The sequence below is a fragment of the Streptomyces sp. DH10 genome, from assembly GCF_029813805.1.
Taxonomy (GTDB): domain Bacteria; phylum Actinomycetota; class Actinomycetes; order Streptomycetales; family Streptomycetaceae; genus Streptomyces; species Streptomyces coeruleofuscus.
Genome location: NZ_JARVKU010000010.1, coordinates 142,133 through 163,926, shown reverse-complemented (window position 1 = coordinate 163,926; position 21,794 = coordinate 142,133). Strand labels below are relative to the sequence as shown.

Annotated in this window: 21 protein-coding genes; 14 read left to right on the top strand and 7 right to left on the bottom strand. The window is 72.6% G+C overall.

The window, feature by feature from the left end; genetic code table 11:
- Positions 1–31 precede the first annotated feature (31 nt).
- Positions 32–1,510, top strand: a complete 1,479-nt coding sequence (locus QC385_RS21895) for an aminotransferase class I/II-fold pyridoxal phosphate-dependent enzyme (RefSeq protein WP_279543008.1) — start codon at positions 32–34, stop codon at positions 1,508–1,510.
- A gap of 258 nt (positions 1,511–1,768) precedes the next feature.
- Positions 1,769–2,224 (top strand): cyclic nucleotide-binding domain-containing protein, encoded by a 456-nt coding sequence (locus tag QC385_RS21890; RefSeq protein WP_086849192.1) that lies wholly within the window; start codon positions 1,769–1,771, stop codon positions 2,222–2,224.
- A 4-nt stretch (positions 2,225–2,228) separates the two neighbouring features.
- Here QC385_RS21890 and QC385_RS21885 read toward each other — a convergent pair whose 3' ends face one another.
- Both QC385_RS21885 and QC385_RS21880 read right to left on the bottom strand, forming a co-directional pair.
- Positions 2,229–3,518, bottom strand: a complete 1,290-nt coding sequence (locus tag QC385_RS21885) for an MFS transporter (RefSeq protein WP_279543007.1) — start codon at positions 3,516–3,518, stop codon at positions 2,229–2,231.
- 81 nt (positions 3,519–3,599) lie between these two features.
- The gene (locus tag QC385_RS21880) at positions 3,600–4,217 is read right to left on the bottom strand and encodes a LysE/ArgO family amino acid transporter (protein WP_279543006.1); all 618 of its coding nucleotides are present in this window, start codon (positions 4,215–4,217) and stop codon (positions 3,600–3,602) included.
- A gap of 69 nt (positions 4,218–4,286) precedes the next feature.
- Between QC385_RS21880 and QC385_RS21875 the strand changes: the two genes are divergently transcribed.
- Entirely contained in the window at positions 4,287–5,186 is a 900-nt protein-coding gene (locus QC385_RS21875) for a LysR family transcriptional regulator ArgP (protein ID WP_279543140.1), read from the top strand.
- Positions 5,187–5,190: 4 nt separating this feature from the next.
- Here QC385_RS21875 and QC385_RS21870 read toward each other — a convergent pair whose 3' ends face one another.
- Positions 5,191–5,898, bottom strand: coding sequence for a TetR/AcrR family transcriptional regulator (locus tag QC385_RS21870; RefSeq protein ID WP_279543005.1), 708 nt, complete (start codon positions 5,896–5,898; stop codon positions 5,191–5,193).
- A 114-nt stretch (positions 5,899–6,012) separates the two neighbouring features.
- On the opposite strand from QC385_RS21870, the gene QC385_RS21865 reads away from it, so the two are divergent.
- Together QC385_RS21865 and QC385_RS21860 are read left to right on the top strand one after the other, a co-directional pair.
- Positions 6,013–7,230, top strand: coding sequence for a saccharopine dehydrogenase family protein (locus QC385_RS21865; protein WP_279543004.1), 1,218 nt, complete (start codon positions 6,013–6,015; stop codon positions 7,228–7,230).
- Positions 7,231–7,333: 103 nt separating this feature from the next.
- Entirely contained in the window at positions 7,334–7,585 is a 252-nt protein-coding gene (locus QC385_RS21860) for a WhiB family transcriptional regulator (RefSeq protein ID WP_279543003.1), read from the top strand.
- A gap of 84 nt (positions 7,586–7,669) precedes the next feature.
- On the opposite strand, the gene QC385_RS21855 is transcribed toward QC385_RS21860, so the two are convergent.
- Positions 7,670–8,113, bottom strand: coding sequence for a DUF6098 family protein (locus QC385_RS21855; protein ID WP_279543002.1), 444 nt, complete (start codon positions 8,111–8,113; stop codon positions 7,670–7,672).
- Positions 8,114–8,263: 150 nt separating this feature from the next.
- On the opposite strand from QC385_RS21855, the gene QC385_RS21850 reads away from it, so the two are divergent.
- Positions 8,264–8,614, top strand: coding sequence for a DUF488 domain-containing protein (locus QC385_RS21850; RefSeq protein ID WP_279543000.1), 351 nt, complete (start codon positions 8,264–8,266; stop codon positions 8,612–8,614).
- Between the two features lie 23 nt (positions 8,615–8,637).
- Here the strand turns inward: QC385_RS21850 and QC385_RS21845 are convergent, their stop codons facing one another.
- Positions 8,638–10,311: an FAD-binding dehydrogenase gene (locus tag QC385_RS21845; RefSeq protein ID WP_279542999.1), complete on the bottom strand. Its 1,674-nt coding sequence runs from the start codon at positions 10,309–10,311 to the stop codon at positions 8,638–8,640.
- A gap of 16 nt (positions 10,312–10,327) precedes the next feature.
- On the bottom strand, positions 10,328–10,966 hold the full coding sequence (locus QC385_RS21840) for a TetR/AcrR family transcriptional regulator (RefSeq protein ID WP_279542998.1): 639 nt from the start codon (positions 10,964–10,966) through the stop codon (positions 10,328–10,330).
- A gap of 102 nt (positions 10,967–11,068) precedes the next feature.
- Here QC385_RS21840 and QC385_RS21835 point away from each other — a divergent pair, with 102 nt between their 5' ends.
- The 3 genes from QC385_RS21835 to QC385_RS21825 all read left to right on the top strand — a co-directional run bounded on the left by QC385_RS21835 (position 11,069) and on the right by QC385_RS21825 (position 13,827).
- Positions 11,069–11,692, top strand: a complete 624-nt coding sequence (locus QC385_RS21835) for an alpha-ketoglutarate-dependent dioxygenase AlkB family protein (RefSeq protein ID WP_279542997.1) — start codon at positions 11,069–11,071, stop codon at positions 11,690–11,692.
- A 114-nt stretch (positions 11,693–11,806) separates the two neighbouring features.
- A complete protein-coding gene (locus QC385_RS21830) occupies positions 11,807–12,553 on the top strand; it encodes an MBL fold metallo-hydrolase (protein ID WP_279542996.1) in 747 nt (248 codons plus the stop codon).
- A gap of 41 nt (positions 12,554–12,594) precedes the next feature.
- Positions 12,595–13,827 carry a DUF4032 domain-containing protein gene (locus tag QC385_RS21825; protein WP_279542995.1) on the top strand — a complete coding sequence of 411 codons (1,233 nt, stop codon included), beginning with the start codon at positions 12,595–12,597 and terminating at the stop codon, positions 13,825–13,827.
- 13 nt (positions 13,828–13,840) lie between these two features.
- On the opposite strand, the gene QC385_RS21820 is transcribed toward QC385_RS21825, so the two are convergent.
- Positions 13,841–14,722 carry a universal stress protein gene (locus QC385_RS21820; RefSeq protein ID WP_279542994.1) on the bottom strand — a complete coding sequence of 294 codons (882 nt, stop codon included), beginning with the start codon at positions 14,720–14,722 and terminating at the stop codon, positions 13,841–13,843.
- Between the two features lie 77 nt (positions 14,723–14,799).
- On the opposite strand from QC385_RS21820, the gene QC385_RS21815 reads away from it, so the two are divergent.
- From QC385_RS21815 to QC385_RS21795, 5 genes are all read left to right on the top strand, one after another.
- Positions 14,800–15,153 (top strand): VOC family protein, encoded by a 354-nt coding sequence (locus QC385_RS21815; RefSeq protein ID WP_279542992.1) that lies wholly within the window; start codon positions 14,800–14,802, stop codon positions 15,151–15,153.
- Between the two features lie 106 nt (positions 15,154–15,259).
- Positions 15,260–16,936, top strand: coding sequence for an FAD-dependent oxidoreductase (locus QC385_RS21810; RefSeq protein ID WP_279542991.1), 1,677 nt, complete (start codon positions 15,260–15,262; stop codon positions 16,934–16,936).
- Complete coding sequence (locus QC385_RS21805; protein WP_279542989.1) at positions 16,933–18,378, top strand: ATP-binding protein; 1,446 nt, start codon at positions 16,933–16,935, stop codon at positions 18,376–18,378. Before QC385_RS21810 ends, QC385_RS21805 begins: the two co-directional genes overlap by 4 nt.
- Entirely contained in the window at positions 18,375–18,728 is a 354-nt protein-coding gene (locus tag QC385_RS21800; RefSeq protein WP_279542988.1) for a UBP-type zinc finger domain-containing protein, read from the top strand. Before QC385_RS21805 ends, QC385_RS21800 begins: the two co-directional genes overlap by 4 nt.
- 115 nt (positions 18,729–18,843) lie before the next feature.
- On the top strand, positions 18,844–21,780 hold the full coding sequence (locus tag QC385_RS21795) for a helix-turn-helix transcriptional regulator (protein ID WP_279542987.1): 2,937 nt from the start codon (positions 18,844–18,846) through the stop codon (positions 21,778–21,780).
- The last annotated feature ends 14 nt before the right edge of the window (positions 21,781–21,794 follow it).

Here is a 21,794-nt window from a genome sequence, read left to right as displayed (position 1 = left end):
TGTGAGGTCACGTGCCGGGAACCCGGTGCGCATGACAGTCGACCACACCAGAGCACCGGTCCTGGAAGCCCTGGACGCGTACCGCCGCAAGGGACACCTGTCGTTCACGCCGCCCGGCCACAAGCAGGCCCGCGGCGCCGACCCGGCGGTCCGGGAGGTCCTGGGCGACGCGGTCTTCCACGGCGACGTGCTGGCCTCGGGCGGTCTGGACGACCGGCTCACCCGGGGCCGGGTGCTGCAACGCGCCCAGGAGCTGATGGCCGACGCGGTGCACGCCGAGCACACGTTCTTCAGCACGTGCGGCAGCTCCCTGTCGGTGAAGGCCGCGATGCTGTCGGTCGCCGGGCCGCACGAGAAGCTGCTGATCGGGCGGGACGCCCACAAGTCGGTGGTGGCGGGACTGATCATCTCCGGTATCGAGCCCGTCTGGATCGAGCCCCGCTGGGACGCCGAACGGCACCTCGCCCATCCCCCGTCCGCCGAGGACTTCGACCGGGGCTTCGACGCCCACCCGGACGCACGGGGCGCGCTGGTCACGAGCCCCACGCCGTACGGCGGCAGCGCGGACCTGCGGGCGGTCGCCGAGGTGTGCCACCGGCGCTCGCGGCCGCTGATCGTGGACGAGGCCTGGGGCGCGCACCTGCCGTTCCACCCCGATCTGCCGTCCTGGGCGATGGACGCGGGCGCGGACATCTGCGTGACCAGCATCCACAAGATGGGCAGCGGCCTGGAACAGGGCTCCGTCTTCCATCTCCAGGGCGATCTGGTCCCGCCGGCGCTGCTGGGGATGCGCGCGGACCTGCTGGGCACCACGAGCCCGTCGGTGCTGATCTTCGCCGGTCTGGACGGCTGGCGGCGTCAGATGGCGCTGCACGGCGAGGAGCTGATGGGCGGCGCGCTGGCTCTGGCGGCCGACGTCCGGTCCGCCATCGAGGAGATCGACGGGCTGCACGTCAACGACCGCGACGACTTCTGCGGCCCGGGCCTGTCCGACGACCTCGACCCGCTGCCCGGCGTCATCGACCTCGACGGGCTCGGGATCACGGGCTTCCAGGCGGCGGACTGGCTGCGCGAGCACCGGCAGATCGACGCGCATCTGGTGGACCACCGCCGCATCGGCGCGCAGATCACCCACGGCGACGACGAGGAGACGACCGGGCAGCTGCTGGAGGCGCTGCGGGACCTGGCGCGGGCCGCGCGGGACCTGCCCCGGGCGCCGCGGGTGGAGGTGCCGTCACCGGCGGAGCTGCGGATGGAACAGGCGGCGCTGCCCCGCGACGCGTTCTTCGGCCCGGCCGAGGACGTGCCGGTGGCGCGGGCGGCCGGGCGGGTCGCGGCGGAGATGATCACGCCCTATCCCCCCGGCATCCCGGCCGTCCTGCCGGGCGAGCGCCTCACCGAGCCGGTGCTGGCCTACCTGCGGACCGGACTGGCCGCGGGCATGCACCTGCCCGACCCCACGAACCCCGAGCTGGAGACGGTGCGGGTCCTCGCCGGGGACGCGGACTGAAGTGAAACGGGTCACGCAACCCGGTCCTGGGTACGCGCACGCCCCCTGGATGGTTTACCGTTCACTCATACGTGGTGCCGGAGTCGACCCACCGTCCTCCGCACCACCGCTTACGGCCCTGGCTGGTCTCCCCCGTCCAGCCAGGGCTTTTTCATGCCCCGGGAAAGTTGCGCACGCCGAGGTGCCCTGGGCCCCGCCAGCGGCTGAAATGGGCGTAGGGAAAGCACCGGAAGTCGACCGCCCGGCGAGGAGCTCCGCATGACCAAAGCGATCAAACTCCTGACCGCCCTGCCTCCGCCCCAGCGGCAGCGTCTGATGACGCTCGCCCGGGAGGTGTCCTTCCCCGAGGACGCCCGGATCTTCGAGGCGGGCGGCACGGCCGACCGCTTCTGGGTCATCCGCTCCGGCGCGGTCTCCCTGGACCAGCAGGTGAACTCGCTCCAGCGGGTGACCGTGGCCAGCCTCGGCGCGGGCGACCTGCTCGGCTGGTCCTGGCTGTTCCCGCCGTACACCTGGGACTTCGGCGCGGTGGCGTTCAGCCCCGTACGGGCCTACGAGTTCGACGCCAGGGCCGTGCTGGCACGGTGCGAGGAGGACACGGAGCTCGGGCTGATGCTGGTGCGGAACGTCGCCGAGGTGCTCGCGCACCGGCTGGAGATGACCCGGGGCAAGCTGATGGAGCAGTACACGCTGCACCGGCGAGGCGCGCTGTGAGACGTCAGACGCGGTAGCGGCGCAGCGCCGGTACGGCGGCGGCCAGGACCAGCATCACGGCGACGACCAGCAGCCCGCCGCCCGCGACGGCGGTGCGGGGGCCGAAGGCGGAGCCGGCGGTGCCGTGCAGCACGTCGGCGAGGCGCGGGCCGCCCGCCACGACGACGGTGAAGACGCCCTGCATGCGTCCGCGCATCTCGTCGGTCGCGGCGGACAGCAGGATCGACCCGCGGAAGACCATCGACACCATGTCGGCCACTCCGGCCACGGCGAGGAACGCCACCCCCACCCACAGGTTGCCGCTCAGCCCGAAGCCCGTGATGGCCGCACCCCAGACGACCACCGACCCGATGACCATCCAGCCGTGCCGGCGGGCCCGGGAGAAGGTGCCGGAGAACAGTCCGCCGAGCACGGCCCCGATGGGGATCGCCGCGAACAGCAGACCCAGCGCCAGCCCCTCGCCGTACGGCGCGTAGGTCTGGGCGGCGAGCTGCGGGAACAGGGCCCGGGGCATGCCGAGGACCATGGCGATGATGTCCGCGAGGAAGGACAGCAGCAGCACGGTGTGCCCGGAGATGTAGCGGAATCCGGCGGCTATCTCCTTCACGCCCGCGCGGCGGACCACCGTGCCGAGGGGCGGCAGCGACGGCAGCCGGTACACCGCCCACACCGTCACGCACAGGGCCAGCGCGTCGATGAGGTACAGCTCGGGCAGTCCGATGACGGGGATGAGGGCGCCGGCCAGCAGCGGGCCCGCCACCTGGCCGGTCTGCATCACGGTCGAGCCGAGGGCGTTCGCCGCGGGCAGTTCGTCCTCGGGGACCAGGCGGGCGATGGAGGCGCTGCGGGCCGGTGCGTTCAGGCCCCAGAAGGCCTGCTGCACGGCGAGCAGCACCATGAGCGCGGCCACCGACTCCAGGCCGGTGAAGGCCTGGAGCCAGAAGAGCAGCGAGGTGACGGCGATGCCGGTGTTGGTGATCAGCAGCAGCTTGCGCCGGTCCATGGTGTCGGCGATCGCCCCGCCCCACAGCGCGAACACGATCAGCGGCACCAGGCCGGCCAGGCTCGCGGCGCCGACCCACGCCGAGGAGCCGGTGATGTCGTAGATCTGCTTGGGCACGGCGACGGCGGTGAGCTGGCTGCCGACGGCCGTGACGATGGTCGAGCCCCACAGCCGTCGGTAGGCGGGGCGGCGCAGCGGGCGGGTGTCCATGGCCCAGCGCCGCCAGCCGCGCCGCCGGGGCGCGTGCGGCTCCGGGTCCTGCTCTGCCGTCCTGCTCTCGCTCGTGTCCACTCGCCGCTTCCTCGATGTCCGCTACATCTTTCTGGGCGGGGATCACTATCGCACCGGTCGCCCAGCGCGCGGCGGCCGGTCTCAGCTTCCGGTGATGAGCACGGCGCCGAGCACGATCATGGTGGCGGCGACCAGGCCGTCCAGGACCCGCCAGGCGGCGGGCTTGGCGAGGAAGCGGCCGAGCATCCGGGCGCCGAAGCCGAGGGCGGTGAACCAGCACAGGCTGGCCAGCACGGCGCCGAGGCCGAAGGTCCAGCGCAGCGGGCCGTGGTCGGCGGCGACGGAGCCGAGCAGGAACACGGTGTCGAGGTAGACGTGCGGGTTGAGCCAGGTCATCGCCAGGCAGGTGAGGACCGCCCGGCGCACGGATCCGGCCGCCTCCCCCTCCGTCCCCAGCGCGCCTCCGTCCGGCCGGAACACCCGGCGGGCGGCCAGGGCGCCGTAGCCCAGCAGGAACGCGCCACCGATCCAGCCGACCGCCTTCAGCGCGCCCGGCCAGGTCACGACCACCGCACCGACCCCGCCGACGCCGAGGGCGATGAGCGCGGCGTCGGACAGGGCGCAGATGGCGACGACGGCGAGGACGGCCTGGCGGCGGATCCCCTGGCGCAGGACGAAGGCGTTCTGGGCGCCGATGGCGACGATGAGGGACAGTCCAGTGCCGAAACCGGCGGCGCCGACGGTGAAAGTGCTGGTCATGGCGTCGACGCTACGGACGGGCCCGATCCGGGTCCAGCTAAAGATTCTTACGTATCATTAGCAGTCGTGATGATGACCGATCTCCCGCTGGATCAGGTGCGGACCCTGCTCGCGGTCGTGGACGAGGGGACGTTCGACGCGGCGGCGGCCGCGCTGCATGTGACGCCGTCGGCGATCAGTCAGCGCGTGAAGGCTTTGGAGCAGCGCACGGGGCGGGTGCTGCTGCTGCGGACCAAGCCGGTGCGGCCGACCGAGTCGGGCGAAGTGCTGGTGCGGCTGGCCCGGCAGGTGGCCCGGCTGGAACGGGACGCGTACACGGAGCTCGGGCTGAGCGGGGCCGGGGAGCCGACCCGGGTCTCGGTGGCGGTGAACGCGGACTCGCTGGCCACCTGGTTCCTCCGGGTGCTCACGCGCGTGCCGGAGGAGCTGCGGCTCTACTTCGAACTGCGCCGCGAGGACGAGGACCACACGGCGGCGCTGCTGCGGGAGGGGGTGGTGATGGCGGCGGTGACCTCGTCACCGGATCCCGTGCCGGGGTGTTCCGTCCGGTCGCTGGGGCGTATGCGCTACCTCCCCGTGGCCGCGCCGGACTTCGCCGCGCGCCACCTCGACGGGCCGCTGGAACAGGTGCTCCCCGGACTGCCCGTGGTGGCCTTCGACCGGCGGGACGACTTCCAGGACGGCTTCGTGCGCCGGCTCGCCCCGGGACGGAGCGGCGCGAGCGCGCTGCGGCACTACGTGCCGACCTCGGAGGGTTTCGTCGAGGCCGTGGCCGCCGGACTGGGCTGGGGCCTGGTGCCCGAGGCCCAGGCGGACCCGCTGCTGCGCACCGGGCGGCTGGTCGAATTCGCCCCGGGCCGGACGGTGGACGTGCCGCTGTACTGGCAGCAGTGGAAGCTCGACTCCCCCGCGCTGGCGCAGGTGGCCGAGACGGTGACGGCGACCGCCGGGGAGGCACTGCGGGTGTGACGCCCTACTCCCGGACGCCCTCCAGCTGGGCCGCCGCGCTGTCCAGCAGCATGTCCAGGGCGGTCGGATAGGCGCTGGTGAGCATGCGCGTGGCGAGCAGGGGTGCCGCCTCCGCGATGCGGGGGTGGGTGGTGGCGGGCAGGCGGGCGTAGGTCGAGCGCCACATCTCCTCGTCGGCCCGCAGCGCGGCGCTGGGCAGGGCCAGGGAGGCGGCGTCGAGCGCGGCGAAGGCCAGTGTGGTGTCGACGAAGGCGTGGTAGACGCGCACCGCGTCCGGCACCGGGAAGCCCGCCGTGCGCAGGATGTCCAGGACGGCCTCGTCGGCCGCGAGTTCGTGGGCCCGGCCGGAGACGCGGCTCGCGGTGAGCACGGCCGCCTGCGGATGCTCCACGTACGCGGCGTGGATGCGCAGCCCGACGGCCCGCAGGTCCGCCCGCCACTGCCCCGTCGGCGCCCAGCCGCGGAGCGCCTGCCCGATCAGCGCGTCACCGATGGCGAGCGTCAGGTCGTCCATGCCCCGGAAGTACCGGTAGAGCGTGCTCGGGTCGGCGTCCAGGGCCAGACCGAGCCTGCGGGCGGTCAGCCCGGCGCTGCCGTGTTCGCGCAGCATGCGCAGCGCCGTGTCGACGATCAGCTGTTCGGACAGCACGGTGCCGCTCTTGGTGGGCCTGCGCCGGCGGCGCTTCTCCTCGGGCACCACGGGCTTCGGCACGACGGGCTCCCTCCGCGCGGCTCCTTATGCCAACGCCATTGACCTTAAGTGACGAGGCGGCGTTGTATCTCCCCGAGGGCGCGCCACGTTCTTCGCAAAAAGGGAGTTTCTGTCATGCGTGTACTGCTCGTGGGTGCCGGAGGCGTGGGCGGCGCGATCACCCGGATCGCCGCCCGGCGGCCGTTCTTCGAGGCGATGGTGGTGGCCGACTACGACCTGGGCCGGGCCGAGGCGGCGGTCGCGGCGCTCGGCGGTGACGCGCGGTTCACCGCCGGGCAGGTGGACGCCGGCGACGAGGCGGCGGTGGCCGGGCTGCTGGCGCGGCACCGCTGCGACGTCCTGCTCAACGCCACCGATCCCCGGTTCGTGATGCCGCTGTTCCGCGCGGCCCGCGCCGCGGGCGCCACGTATGTCGACATGGCGATGTCGCTGTCCCGGCCGCACGCCGAGCGGCCGTACGAGGAGTGCGGGCTCAAGCTCGGCGACGAGCAGTTCGCGCAGGCGGCCGACTGGGAGAAGGAGGGTGTGCTGGCCCTCGTCGGCATGGGCGTGGAGCCGGGCCTGTCGGACGTCTTCGCGCGGTACGCCGCCGACGAACTCTTCGACGAGATCGAGGAGATCGGCGTCCGCGACGGCGCGAACCTGACGGTCGACGGCTACGGCTTCGCGCCCTCGTTCAGCATCTGGACCACCATCGAGGAGTGCCTCAACCCTCCGGTCGTCTACGAGGCCGACCGGGGCTGGTTCACCACGGAACCCTTCAGCGAGCCCGAGGTCTTCGACTTCCCCGAGGGCATCGGCCCGGTCGAGTGCGTGAACGTCGAGCACGAGGAGGTGCTGCTCGTCCCGCGCTGGGTCGACGCGCGCCGCGTCACCTTCAAGTACGGCCTGGGCGGCGAGTTCGTCGAGACGCTGAAGACGCTGCACCTGCTGGGCCTGGACAGCACCGATCCGGTGACCGTGCCGGGTCCGGACGGTCCGGTGGCGGTCTCGCCCCGGGACGTGGTCGCCGCATGCCTGCCCGACCCGGCGACGCTCGGGGAGCGCATGCGCGGGAAGACGTGTGCGGGCACGTGGGTGCGGGGCGTGCGGGACGGGAAGCCGCGGGAGGTGTACCTCTACCACGTGGTCGACAACCAGTGGTCCATGGCGGAGTACGGCTCTCAGGCCGTGGTGTGGCAGACCGCCGTCAACCCCGTCGTCGCGCTCGAACTCCTCGCCACGGGCGCCTGGTCCGGCGCGGGCGTGCTCGGCCCGGAGGCCTTCCCGGCCCGGCCCTTCCTCGACCTGCTGACCGCTTACGGCTCGCCCTGGGGCATGCGCGAGCAGTGAGCAATGTCCGGGGCGGCGCTGTTTCACCACGCGTCGACAGGTGACCCGAAGAGGAGCAATCATCCGAACGGGCACGTTTCTACTGCGATCGCAGGTGACTTCGATGGACAACTGGCGAGACCACGCTGCCTGCCGGCACGAGGACCCCGAGCTCTTCTTCCCGATCGGCACCTCCGGCCCGGCCCTGATGCAGACGGAGCAGGCCAAGGCGGTGTGCCGGCGCTGCCCCGTCCAGGAGCCGTGCTTGCAGTGGGCGCTGGACACGGGGCAGTCCATCGGTGTGTGGGGCGCAACCAGCGAGACGGAACGGCGCGCGCTGAAGCGGCGGGCGGCGGCCCGGCGGCGCTCCGGCTGACGCCACTCCGCCAAAGAAGGACGCCACTCCGCCAAAGAAGGGGGCGCCGCCGCTCCGGCCGGCGCCCCCACCCCCCTGAGGGCCTCAGCTGCGGCGCAGCGGCCCCCAGGGGTTCTCCTGCCGGGACACCTCCGCCTTCGCCTCGTCGATCACCTGCTGGTCGATCCAGCACATCGGCCGGGCGTCGGTGACCAGCGGTTCGTTGTCGGGTCCGCGGGAGGTCTCCTGGCCCGCGAGCACCCAGGCCCGCACACCGGGCCCCTTCTCGTGCGGCAGATGGGCGTAGTCGTGCAGACGGCGCGCCACCCACACCCGGACGGGCCGGTCCTCCCACCAGTCCTCGACGTCGAGCGGATTGGCGGACAGGCCCGGCATGGACACGCCCGTCAGATCGTCGGTGCTGGACACGTCGCGGAGATCGGTCGCGGGGCCGCGCGACCAGCGGACGTACAGGCCCTGATGCTGTTCGACCAGCTCGGTGAGCTCGGCGAGTGTGCGCACGACCGGCAGGTCGTCCGATCCACTCATGTCGTGTCCTCCTCCCTCGACGCCGTCAGGCGGACGGAGTACCCGCTCGGCGCGAGCGGAATCGGCCCTTCGGCGCGGACGGGTGCCGGCGCCGGGCCGGGGTTACGCTCGCGGCACATCGTCTGTCCCAGCAGCAGAAAGGGGCCGAGCATGAGCGTCCGCGTACGCCGCGTCTACGATCCGCCCGAGCCGGAGGACGGGGTGCGCGTCCTGGTCGACCGGTTGTGGCCGCGGGGGCTGGCGAAGGACGCGGCGCGGGTGGACGAGTGGCCGAAGGCGATCACCCCGTCGACGGAGCTGCGCCGCTGGTACCACGCCGGCGAGGGCTCGTACGAGGAGTTCGCCGGGCGGTACGAGGCGGAACTCGCCGCCGACGAGGCGGCCGAGCTCCTCGACCACGTCCGCGACCTGGCCCGCAAGGGCGGTGTGACGCTGCTGACCGCGTCGAAGACGCCGGAACAGAGCCACGCCACGGTGCTGGCCCGCCTCGTGCGGAGCTGAGGAGGCGGGCCGTCCGGGCACGGTCAGGCGGTCTGCTTCGCCGCCGCCCGCCCCGCCGCCCGCCCCGAGAACAGGCAGCCGCCGAGGAACGTGCCCTCCAGCGCGTTGTAGCCGTGGACACCGCCGCCGCCGAATCCGGCGACCTCACCGGCCGCGTACAGACCCTCCACCGGCTTGCCGTCCATCCCGAGGGCACGGGAGTCAAGGTCCGTCTGGATGCCGCCGAGCGTCTTGCGGGTGAGGATGTGCAGCTTGACGCCGATCAGGGGGCCGGCCGCCGGATCGAGGATGCGGTGCGGGGTGGCGACCCGGCCGAGGCGGTCGCCGATGTAGCGGCGGGCGTTGCGGATGCCCTGCACCTGGGCGTCCTTGGCGTAGGGGTTGGCGATCTGGAGGTCGCGGGCCTCGATCTGGCGCTTGATCCCGGCCGCGTCGAGGAGCGGCTTGTCGGTGAGCTCGTTCATCTTCTCGACGAGCTGTTCGACACTGGGCGCGGTCACGAAGTCGGCGCCCTTGCGCAGGAACGCGTCGACCGGCCCGGGCGCGCCCTTGCCGAGGATGCGTTCCTTCAGGAACCCGGCGCGGTCCTTGGCGGTGATGTCGGGGTTCTGCTCGGAGCCCGACAGGGCGAACTCCTTCTCGATGATCTTCTGCGTGAGGATGAACCAGGAGTGGTCGTACCCGGCGATGTCCTCGGTGGTGCGCAGGTGCTTCAGGGTGCCGAGGGTGTCGTAGCCGGGCAGGTAGGGCCCGGGCAGGCGGCGGCCGAGGGCGTCGAACCACATCGAGGAAGGGCCGGGCAGGATGCGGATGCCGTGGCCGGGCCAGATCGGGTCCCAGTTCTGAAGGCCCTCGGTGTAGTGCCACATGCGGTCCCGGTTGACCAGCCGTGCGCCCGCCTCGGCGCTGATGTCGAGCATCCGTCCGTCGACGTGGGCCGGTACGCCGGTGACCATCTCCTTCGGCGGGGTGCCGAGTCGCTCGGGCCAGTAGCGGCGGATGATGTCGGGGTTGGCGCCGATGCCGCCGCTGGTGACGACGACGGCCTGGGCGGTGAGTTCGAACTCGCCGATGGCGTCGCGGCTGGAGGCGACACCCCGGGGTGAGGGGTCCTCGGCCAGCACCGTGCCCCGCACGCCGCGGGCGCTGCCGTCCTCCATGACCAGTTCGTCGACGCGATGGCGGTGGTGGAAGGTGAGCAGTCCGTCGCGCGCGGCCTGCTTGGCGTAGCGGACGAAGGGTTCCACGACACCGGTGCCGGTACCCCAGGCGATGTGGAAGCGGGGCACCGTGTTGCCGTGCCCGTGCGCCGTGAGGTCGCCGCGCTCGGCCCAGCCGACGGTGGGCAGGAAGGTGATGCCGTGCCCGTTCAGCCAGGACCGCTTCTCCCCCGCGGCGAACTCCACGTAGGCGCGCGCCCAGCGCACGGCCCAGGAGTCCTCGTCCTCCAGCCGGTCGAAGCCCGCGCTGCCCCGCCAGTCGCTCCAGGCGAGGTCGAAGGAGTCCTTGATGCCCAGCCGCCGCTGCTCCGGCGAGTCGACGAGGAACAGCCCGCCGAAGGACCAGAAGGCCTGTCCCCCGAGGTTGGCGGCGTTCTCCTGGTCGACGAGGGCGACCCTCCTACCCCTGCTGGTCAGTTCGTGTGCCGCGACCAGGCCTGCGAGGCCCGCTCCGACGACGATGACGTCGGCGTCCATGGCGACGTTCCCTTCTTCAGTTCTGCCTGTGGTCGGGGGTGCCGCTGCCGTCGGTCAGCAGGGCCGTGAGCAGTTGCTTCAGCCAGGCGCGGGCGTGTTCGACGTCCCGGTCCAGCAGCAGTTGCGTGGTGACGCCGTCGTAGGCGGCGACCACGGCGTGGGCGGCGCCGTCGGTGTCGCCCAGGACAGCGGGCAGTGCGGTGTGCCCGCGGGCCCGGGCGAGCCGGTCCGCGATCGCCTGCCGCAGCCGCGCGCGGTGTTCCAGCAGACTGCGCGCCACGTCCGGGTCGCGGGCGGCGTGCACCAGGAAGTCCGTCTTCACCAGGAGCCAGTCCCGGTCGAGGAGCAGCACGTCGGTGACGCGGTCCACGGCGGCGGGGACGTCGAGGCCGGGCCCGTCGAGCGCGAGGGCCCCGGACACCTGCTCCGCGATCAGGTCGGCCCGCTCCCGGTAGAGGGCGAAGAACAGCTCGTCGAGGCTGGAGAAGTTGGAGTAGAAGGCGCCCCTGCTGTAGCCGGCGGCCTCGCAGACCTCCTCGATCGAGACGCGCCCGAAGCCCTTGGCCGCGAACACGGAGAACGCCGCGTCCAGGAGGTTGGCCCGGGTGCGGACTCGGCGCCTGGTCACACGCCCGGTCGTTCTCTCCACGGCCATGCCCGGCCTCCTTTCGATACGTGACTGTATTCGATACATCGATGTATCGAAAGCCTCCGATTTACATGGAACAAGTTTTCGATTACGAGGTACGCTGAGGCCATGCACCTCCAGGGCTCCCTCTTCGACCAGACGGACGAGCTGCGGCTCGGGCCCCTCGACGGGATCAGCCGTACCGACCTCGGTTTCGGCGCCTGGCTCGACGTCCTGCCCGGGTGGCTCAGCGGTTCCGACACGCTGTTCGAACAGCTGGCCGCCGAGGTGCCGTGGCGGGCGGAGCGGCGCACGATGTACGACCACGTCGTCGACGTCCCCCGGCTGCTCGCCTTCTACGGCGCCGAGGACCCGCTGCCGCACCCGGTCCTGACCGAGGCGCGCGACGCGCTGAGCGCCCACTACGGCGAGGAACTGGGCGAGCCGTTCACCACGGCCGGGCTGTGCTACTACCGCGACGGCCGGGACAGCGTGGCCTGGCACGGCGACCGGATCGGGCGGGGTGCGCGCGAGGACACGATGGTCGCCATCCTGTCGGTGGGAGCGCCCCGTGACCTGCTGCTGCGTCCGATGCGGGGCGGTCGCGACACCGTGCGCCGGCCACTGGGCCACGGCGACCTGATCGTGATGGGCGGCTCCTGCCAGCGCACCTGGGAGCACTCCGTCCCCAAGAGCGCCCGCGCGACGGAGCCGCGGATCAGCATCCAGTTCCGCCCGCACGGCGTGCACTGAGCCCGAACGACCGTGCCCCGCCGGTCCGTTGATGAGGACCTGCCCATTCCCCTTGCCGTGGGGTCTGCTTTCCTTCTCCCGTCGGGCTGGAACCACACCAACGCGGGGCAGATCATGCGGGCAGACGTACACCAAGTCGCGGACGGCACCTACCTGGTGCACGGCTCCGACACCAACTGGGTGATCCTCGCGGAGGGGGACGCCGTCACGCTCGTCGACACCGGCTACCCCGGCGACCGGGAGCGGCTCCTCGCCTCGCTCGCGGCGGTGGGAAGCGCCCCGGAGGCGGTCGCGGCGGTGCTCATCACGCACGCGCACAACGACCACCTGGGTTCCGCCGAGTACCTGCGCGCCACGTACGGCACGCCCGTCCACCTGCACGAGGCCGAAGCACCGCACGCGCGCCGGGAGTTCCTGCACCAGGTGTCCGTCGGGACGGTGCTGAGGAACGGCTGGCGGCCGGGTGTACTGCCCTGGGCCGTGCACGCGCTGCGCTCCGGCGGCACGACGCACAACCCGGTCACGGCCCCCGAGCCGTTCCCGGCGGCGGGCCCCCTGGACCTGCCCGGGCGGCCCGTGCCGGTGCACACACCGGGCCACACCGACGGGCACTGCGCCTACCACCTGCCGGGCACCGGTGTGCTCATCTCCGGCGACGCCCTGGTCAGCGGGCACCCCACCTCGCGAGCCGAGGGGCCGCAGCTGCTGCCGGACATGTTCCACCACGAGCGCCCGCGTGCCGTGGCGTCCCTGGACGTCCTCGCGGAACTGGAGGGCGAGCTGCTGCTGCCCGGGCACGGTCCGGTCCACCGCGGCTCGTTGAAGGACGCCGCACAACGGGCCCGGGAGCGCGCCCTCTAATCTGAGGTGACGATCAGCGGCGAGACAAGGACACCCGGCTCATGGCACTTCAGATCAGCGCGACCAACCCGGAGCATCCCGCGCTTCTGCTGGAGCTGCCGTGGGACCTGCCCCTGGAGGAGTGGCCGGAGGAGTACCTCGTGCCGCTGCCCCGCGGCATCTCCCGGCACGTGGTCCGCTACTCCCGGGCCGGCGACGAGGTGATCGCCGTCAAGGAGCTGGCCGAGCGGCCCGCGCAGCGCGAGTACGGGCTGCTGCGCGACCTGGACCGGATCGGCATCCCGGCTGTGGACCCGCTGGCCGTGGTCACCGGCCGTACCGACCGCGACGGCGCCCCGCTGGAGAGCGTGCTGATCACCCGGCACCTGGGCGGCTCGATGCCGTACCGCTCGATGTTCGAGACGACCATGCGCCCCGCCACCATGCACCGGTTGATGGACGCGCTCGCCGTGCTGCTGGTGCGGCTGCACCTGGCCGGGTTCGCCTGGGGCGACTGCTCGCTGTCCAACACCCTCTTCCGGCGCGACGCGGGCGCCTACGCCGCGTATCTGGTGGACGCCGAGACCGGTGACCTGCATCCGCGGCTCAGCTCCGGGCAGCGCGAGTACGACCTGGACCTCGCCCGCGTGAACATCAGCGGGGAGCTGCTGGACCTGGAGGCGTCCGGGGCGCTGCATCCGTCGGTGGACCCGGTCGAGTTCGGCATGGAGATCTGCGCCCGCTACCGCGGCCTGTGGGACGAACTGACCCGCACCTCCGTCTACCCGGCCGGCAAGCACCACTACATAGAACGCCGGATCCGCCGTCTGAACGACCTCGGTTTCGACGTCGCCGAGATGCAGATCGAGCACGCCTCGAACGGCGACACGGTCACCTTCGTGCCCAAGGTCGTCGACGCGGGCCACCACCAGCGCCAGCTGCTGCGCCTGACCGGGCTCGACGCCGAGGAGAACCAGGCCCGGCGGCTGCTCAACGACCTGGAGAGCTGGATGGCGACCCAGGACGACTACGCCCCGGGCGACCCCCTCGGCGCCCGCCCGGAGGTGCTGGCCCACCGCTGGGTGCGAGAGGTGTTCCGGCCGACCGTGCGGGCGGTGCCGCCCGAACTGCGCGGTTCCATGGACCCGGCGGAGATCTACCACCAGCTCCTCGAACACCGCTGGTACATGTCCGAGCGGGCCCAGCACGACATCGGCATCGAAACGGCGGTCGAGGACTACATCAAGAACATCCTCCCGAAGGCCCGCAAGACGCTCCAGCCGACGGCGGACTGAGCCACCGCCACCGTCAGGCGTGCGGGACCACGGCCACCGGGCAGTCCGCGTGGTGCAGCATCCCGTGCGCCACCGAGCCGATCCGGGCACCGACGGCCGTACGGTGGGCCCGCCGTCCGACGACCATCAGCTGGGCCGTCCCGGCCACCGACAGCAGCACCTGCCCGGCGCTGCCCATTTCGACGTGCTCCTCCACCGGCACGTCGGGGAACCGCTCCCGCCACGGCAGGACGGCGGCGGCCAGGGCCTTCCTCTCGTACGGTTCCAGTCCCCCGGCCTCGTCGAGGAGCTTCAGCGAGCCGGGGCTGTAGGCGAACACCGGCGGCAGGGTCCAGGCCCGTACGACCCGCACGGTCGCCCCGCGCGCGGCAGCCGTCTCGAACGCGAACCGCAGCGCGTCGGCGCTGTCCTCCGGGTCGCCCTGCTGGCCCACGACGATCTCGCGCCCGGCGGCCTCGACCGAGGGCTGGTCACCGGCCCGGACGAGCACGACGGGGCAGGTGGCCTCGGCGATGACCTGCTGGCCCACCGAGCCGAGCAGGAAACCGACGATCGGCCCGTGGCCGCGCGAGCCCAGCACCAGCAGCTCGGCCTCGGCTGCCGCGGCGACCAGGGTGTCGACGACCGCGCCCTCCACGACGTCGGTGGTCACCTCCAGGTCCGGGTGCCGTTCGGCGATGGTCCCGACCGCCTCGGTCACCGCGCTGTGCACCCACTCCGCCTGGCTGTCCGCGTCCCCGGCGATCCCGGCTTCGAGCGCCTCCTGCGGCTGGAACCGCCAGGCGTGCACCACGCGCAGCGGCCGGTCGCGCCGCACCGCCTCGCGGGCCGCCCAGGCGAGGGCCGCGAGGCTCTCCTGCGTTCCGTCGACCCCTGCGGTGATCGGGCGTGTCATCCGGCTGCCTCCTTGTGTGAATGCCGCTGCATGGAAAAGTCACTGCGACGATGATCAGTTTTCACTATTCTTCCCGCATGTCTCTGGAGTGGGAGCAGGTAATGGTGGACTCGGCCGATCCCGAGGCCCTGGGCCGCTGGTGGGCCGAGGCGCTGGGCTGGACCGTGGTGAACGACGAACCCGACGAGTTCGAGATCCGGCCCGCACCGGACCGGCTGCCGGGGTTGCTCTTCACGACCGTGCCGGAGAGCAAGACGGTCAAGAACCGCCTCCACCTCGATTTCCGGCCCGACGACCAGGAGGCCGAGGTGGCCCGGCTGCTGGCGCTCGGCGCGCGGCACGCGGACGTGGGGCAGGGCGAGCAGCCGTGGGTGACGCTGGCCGACCCGGAGGGCAACGAGTTCTGCGTGCTGGGGGCCCGCCGGAGCTGATCTCCGTATCGGAGCGCACCGCGGCGATCGAACATACGATGGGCGAAGGTCGGCGCGGTGCCCCGGGTTGCCGTGCCGTGAGTCGACCGCCCGGTGTGGGGGACGTATGGCACAGGCCGCCGATGCGGCGCGGACCGTCATCATGACCGTGGACGACGACCCGGGGGTCTCCCGGGCCGTGGCCCGGGATCTGAGGCGGCGGTACGGCGCGTCGTACCGGATCGTGCGCGCGGAGTCCGGCGAGTCCGCGCTCGACGCGCTGCGGGAGCTGAAGCTGCGCGGCGATCTCGTGGCCGTGATCCTGGCCGACTACCGGATGCCGCAGATGAACGGCATCGAGTTCCTCGAACAGGCCCTGGACGTCTACCCGGGCGCCCGGCGGGTGCTGCTGACGGCGTACGCGGACACGAACGCGGCGATCGACGCGATCAACGTCGTCGACCTCGACCACTACCTGCTCAAGCCGTGGGACCCGCCCGAGGAGAAGCTCTACCCGGTCCTCGACGATCTGCTCCGGGCATGGCGGACCGGCGACCACCGGCCCGTGACCAGCACGAAGGTCGTCGGGCACCGCTGGTCGGCGCACTCCTCGGACGTCCGGGAGTTCCTGGCCCGCAACCAGGTGCCGTACCGCTGGTACTCCTCCGACGAGCCGGAGGGGCGGCGGCTGCTGGCCGCGGCCGGTGAGGACGGGATGCGACTGCCGGTCGTGATCACGCCGGACGGGACACCGCTGGTGGAGCCGGAGGCCGTCGACCTCGCCGCCCGGGTCGGGCTGGCGACGACGCCGACGGCCGAGTTCTACGACCTGGTCGTGATCGGCGGCGGTCCGGCCGGGCTCGGCGCGGCGGTCTACGGCGCCTCCGAAGGGCTGCGGACGGTGCTCGTGGAGCGGTCCGCGACCGGCGGACAGGCCGGGCAGAGCTCACGCATCGAGAACTACCTGGGTTTCCCCGACGGCGTGTCGGGGGCCCAGCTCACCGACCGGGCGCGGCGGCAGGCGACGAAGTTCGGCGCCGAGATCCTCACCGCGCGCGAGGTGACGGCACTGGAGGTCAACGGCGCCGCCCGGATCGTACGGTTCTCGGACGGCTCGGCGGTCGCCGCGCACAGCGTGATCCTGGCGACCGGCGTGTCCTACCGGCAACTGGCGGCGCCCGGCTGCGAGGAGCTGACCGGGTGCGGGGTGTTCTACGGGTCGGCCCTGACGGAGGCTCCCTCCTGCCAGGGGCAGGACGTGTACATCGTCGGCGGCGCCAACTCCGCCGGGCAGGCTGCGATGTACCTGTCCCGGGGCGCCAAGTCGGTGACGCTGCTGGTGCGCGGCGAGTCGCTGGCGGCGTCGATGTCGCACTACCTCATCCAGCAGATCGAGGAGTCCCCGAACATCCAGGTGCGCGCCCGCACGGTCGTCGAGGAAGCGCACGGCGACGGTCACCTGGAGCGGCTGAGCCTGCGGGACGTGGACACCGGCGAGACCGAACAGGTCGACGCGCAGTGGGTGTTCGTGTTCATCGGCGCGGCCCCGCGGACCGACTGGCTCGACGGCACGGTGCTGCGGGACGAGCGCGGGTTCATCCTCGCCGGGCCCGACCTGACCGCCGACGGCCGCCCGCCGGAGGGCTGGGAGCTGGACCGGCCGCCGTACCACCTGGAGACCAGTGTGCCCGGCGTCTTCGTGGCGGGCGACGCCCGCTCCGAGTCCGCCAAGCGGGTCGCGTCCGCCGTCGGAGAGGGAGCCATGGCCGTGATGCTCGTCCACCGTTATCTGGAGCAGTCGTGAGCGGGCAGCCCGCGCCGTGCAGCCCGCAGGAGATCGGCTCGCTGTTCCTGTTCGAGAAGCTCACGCCCGAGCAGCTGGGGCGGCTGTGCGGCGAGGGGCGGGTGGAGACGTTCGAGCCCGGCCCCGTCTACACCGAGGGCGACCCCGCCACCTGCTTCTACGTGCTGCTGGAGGGCACGGTCGTGCTGTACCGCCGGGTCGGCGGCGACGACGTGGAGGTGACCCGGACCTCCCAGCGCGGGGTGTACGCCGGGTCCATGCAGGCGTATCTGGGTGACCGGGTGCCGCAGGTCTACAACAACTCCATGCGCGTCACCGAGCCGACGCGGTTCTTCGTGCTGCCGGCCGACACGTTCGCGGGCATCATGCAGGACTGGTTCCCGATGGCGGTGCATCTGCTGGAGGGGCTCTTCTTCGGTTCGAAGAACACCCAGCGGGCCGTCGGGCAGCGCGAACGGCTGCTGGCGCTCGGCTCGTTGTCCGCCGGCCTCACCCACGAGCTCAACAACCCCGCGGCGGCGGCCGTACGGGCGACCGCGACGCTGCGGGAGCGGGTGGGCAAGATGCGGCACAAGCTTGCGGTCATCGCGCAGGGTTCGTACTCCCCCGAGGTCATGGCGAACCTCATCGACCTCCAGGAACGCACCGCCGAGCGCGTCGCCAAGGCCCCGGTGCTGAGTCCGCTGGAGGCCTCCGACCGCGAGGACGCGCTCACCGACTGGCTCGACGACCACGGCATCCCGGACGGCTGGCGGATCGCGCCCGCCTTCGTCCAGGCCGGTCTCGACGAGGACTGGCTGGACCAGGTCGCGGCGGCGGTGGACGAGGAGCTCCTGCCGAGCGCCGTCGGGTGGCTCAACTACACCGTCGAGACCGAGCTGCTGATGGACGAGATCAACGACTCCACCGCGCGCATCTCGCATCTCGTCGACGCGGCCCAGCAGTACTCCCAGCTCGACCGGGCGCCCTTCCAGAACGCCGACGTCCACGAACTCCTCGACAGCACACTGCTGATGCTGTCGGGCAAGATCGGCCGGCAGATCAAGGTCGCCAAGGACTACGACCGTACGCTGCCGAGGATCCCGGCGTACCCGGCGGAGCTCAACCAGGTCTGGACGAACCTGGTCGACAACGCGGTCTCGGCGATGAACAGCGCCGGCGGGGAAGGCACGTTGACCGTACGGACGGCCCGGGACCACGACCGGCTGCTGGTGGAGTTCCGGGACACGGGCGTCGGTATCCCGGCGGAGGACCGGGGGCGGATCTTCGACCCGTTCTTCACGACGAAGCCGGTGGGTGAGGGGACCGGGCTCGGGCTCGACATCTCCTGGCGGATCGTGGTCAACAAGCATCACGGGAGCATTCAGGTGGAGTCGGAGCCCGGGGACACGCGGTTCCAGGTGCTGCTTCCGCTGACAGCGGTCGAGGAGGAGTCGCCATGAGTGGTGAGAACGGGATCGACCCGGGTGCTGCGCCGAGCGGCAGCGGGTGCGCGGAGTGCGAGGCGGCCGGCGGGTGGTGGTACCACCTCCGGCGGTGTGCGCAGTGCGGGCACGTGGGGTGCTGCGACAGTTCGCCCGCGCAGCACGCGACGGCTCATTTCAGGGAGTCGGGGCATCCGTTGGTGCAGAGCTTCGAGCCGGGTGAGGGCTGGTACTGGGACTACTCGACGAACGAGTTGTACGAGTCGGGGCCGGAGCTGGCGGCGCCGGTGAGTCATCCCGCGGATCAGCCGGTGCCGGGGCCTGCGGGGCGGGTGCCGGATGATTGGGCGAGGGTCTTGCGGGCCTAGGAGCCCGGGAGCTTCTGTTTGGTGGCGGCTGCGGGTTGTCGGGGGTTGATCGCGCCCACGCGGCGGAGCCGCATAATGTCACAGCCCCGCGCCCCTGAAAGAGAAGGTTGGTTCTGTGCCGCAGGCTTCGTCTGACACGCCCGTTATCGGGAGGGATGCCGAACTCGAGCGGCTTTCCGGGATGCTGGAGCGTGCGCGCGGAGGTGAGGCGCGGGCCGTACTGATTGCCGGGGACGCCGGAGTGGGCAAGACCCGGGTTCTGGATGAGGTCGGGGGGCGGGCCGCCGCTTCAGGCATGACCGTGGTCACCGGGCACTGCGTGGATCTCGGTGACGTCGGTCTGCCCTATCTGCCGTTTACCGAGATCCTGGGCGTGCTCGCCGCCGACGAGCGGTTCGCTTCCGCCCTGGCCGCCCATCCCGTGGTCGGGCGGATGCTCGGAGGCGGAACCGATTCCGCGCGGGACGTCGACGGGCGGTTGCGGCTGTTCGAGGGGATGGCGGGGCTGCTGGCCGATGTGGCGGATGTCGCGCCGCTGCTGCTCGTGCTGGAGGATCTGCACTGGGCCGACCAGTCGTCGCGGGATCTGCTGCGGTTCCTGCTCGGCCGGGGTGTTCTGCGGCACCGGCTGGCGGTGTTCGCCTCGTACCGGGCGGACGACCTGCACCGGCGCCATCCGCTGCGGCCGCTGCTCGCGGAGCTGATACGACTGCCCGCCGTGGAGCGGCTGGAGCTGCGGCCGCTGGGCGATTCCGACGTGGCCCGGCTGGTGCGGCAGCTCGAACGGCGACCGCTGGCGGAGGCCACGGTGCGGCGGATCGTGGAGCGGGCCGAGGGGAACGCCTTCTACGCGGAGGAGTTGCTCGCGGCGACGGACACGGAGTCCGGTGGGGTGCCCAGCGGGCTCGCCGACGTGCTGCTGATCCGCTTCGAGCAGCTGTCCGACACCGCGCAGCAAGTGCTGCGGACCGCGGCCGTCGCCGGGCGCCGGGTGGAGCACGAGCTGCTGCGGGAGGCGGTCGGGCTTCCCGAGGAGGAGCTGGAGTCGGCGCTGCGCGAGGCGGTGGGGCGGCAACTGCTCGTCGCCGGGGACGACGACACGTACTCCTTCCGGCACGCCCTCGCCCGTGAGGCCGTCTACGCCGATCTGCTCCCCGGGGAGCGGGCGCGGCTGCACGGCGCGTTCGCCCGGCTGCTCGCCGGGCAGGGGCGGACCGCGGAGAGCGCCGCCGAGCGTGCCCACCACTACCGGGAGAGCCACGACCTCGTCGAGGCGCTGACCGCCTCCCTGGAGGCCGCCGACCACGCCCAGCGGGTGGGCGCGCCGGCCGAGGAGCAGCGGCATCTCGAAGCGGCCCTCGACCTGTGGCCGGCGGTGGGTGCCGAGGCCCGGCCCTCGGGCGGAGGCGTCGACCGGGTGACGCTGACGTTGCGGGCTTCGGCGGCGGCCGCGCACGCCGGGGAGCTGCACCGGGCGGTCTCGCTCACGCGGTCCGCGCTGGCGGAGCTCGGCCAGGACGCCGACTCCGAACTCGCCGCTCGGGTCCGCTACACCCTCGCCGGGAACCTGCTGAGGGTGGACAGCCTGACGTCGGCGTTCGCCTACAGCAGCGAGGCCCTGGCGATGATCCCCGAGGATCCACCGTCGCGTACGTGGGTGTGGGCGGCGGCCACACATGCCATGGCCGCACGCCACGTCGGGGAGAACGAGACCGCACTGCGGGTCGCCCGGCGGGCCCTGAGCGTGGCCGAGGAACTGCGGCTGACCGACGCCCAGGCGGACCTGCTGATCTCCCTGGCCGTCTTCGACGGAAGCGGGCGGCGCGGCCCCGAGGGCCGTGAGCGGCTGCTGCGGGCCCGGGAGCTGGCCCGGGGTTCGGGCAACGCGGCCGTGGAGCTGCGTGCCCTGTTCAACCTTGCCATGGGCTGCTACGAGTCCGGTGCGCTGGCGGAGTGCGTGCCCTGGCTGACGGAGGGCCTGGACCGGGCCCGGCGCGCCGGGCTGCTGTCGTCCCCGTATCCGCTGGAGATGCGGTACCTGCGGCTGGTGGTGCTGCATGTCCTGGGCCGCTGGGACGAGTGTGTGGGGGCGGCGGCGGCCGATGCCGAACTGCGGCCGTCCGCCGGCGCTTACACGGTCGGTCCCGCGCTGTATGTCGCCCTGGCGCGGGGGGACATGACGGCCGCCGACCGGGCGCGTGCCCTGCTGGAGGGCCCCTTCGACTGGATGGCCACCCTGATCGCGGGCATCGCACTCACCGACGCCGCGGCACTGCGGCGTGATCCCGAGGACGCGGTGCGGTGGACGCGGTCCACGGTCGCGGCCCTCACCGGCGAGGCGGGGACCCGCCCGGACGTCACGGTCCGGCTCGCCGCTCTGGCGTTGTCCGCGGTGGCCGACGCGGCCGCCGAGCCCCGGTCGGCCGGCGACGAGGCGACGACCCGCCGCTGGACGGACACGGCGGCCGAACTGGTGGAGCTGGCGCGGGCCACCGCCACCCACGGCGAGGACGGCACCCCGCAGGGCCCCGAGGGCCAGGCGTGGCTGGCCCGTGCGGAGGCGGAGTGGATCCGGGCCGTCTCGGGGCCGGACGCCGCGGCCTGGTCTCAGGCGCTGACGGCGTTCGGCTACGGCGACGTCTACGAGCAGGCGCGCTGCCGGCTCCGGTACGCCGAGGCCCTGATGGCGGCCGGGCGTCGCGAGGAGGCGGCGGCCGAGGCCCGTGAGGTCCGGGAGACCGCCGACCGCCTCGGCGCCACGCCGCTGCGGGAGCAGGTGGACGCCCTGGTCCGGCGCGGTCGCCTGGCGGACACGCCGGACGCCGACGAGCGCGCCGGGGGGCTCACCGCACGCGAGCAGGAGGTGCTGCGGCTGCTCGCGCTCGGCCGCAGCAACCGGCAGATCGGCGAGGAGCTGTTCATCACCGGCAAGACGGCGAGCGTCCACGTCTCCAACATCCTCGCCAAGCTGGGCGCGTCGAGCCGTGGCGAGGCGGTGGCGATCGCCTACCGGGATGGTCTGATCACCCCGGAGCCGTCGGCGTCCGGCTGACCGGCGGACCGCCG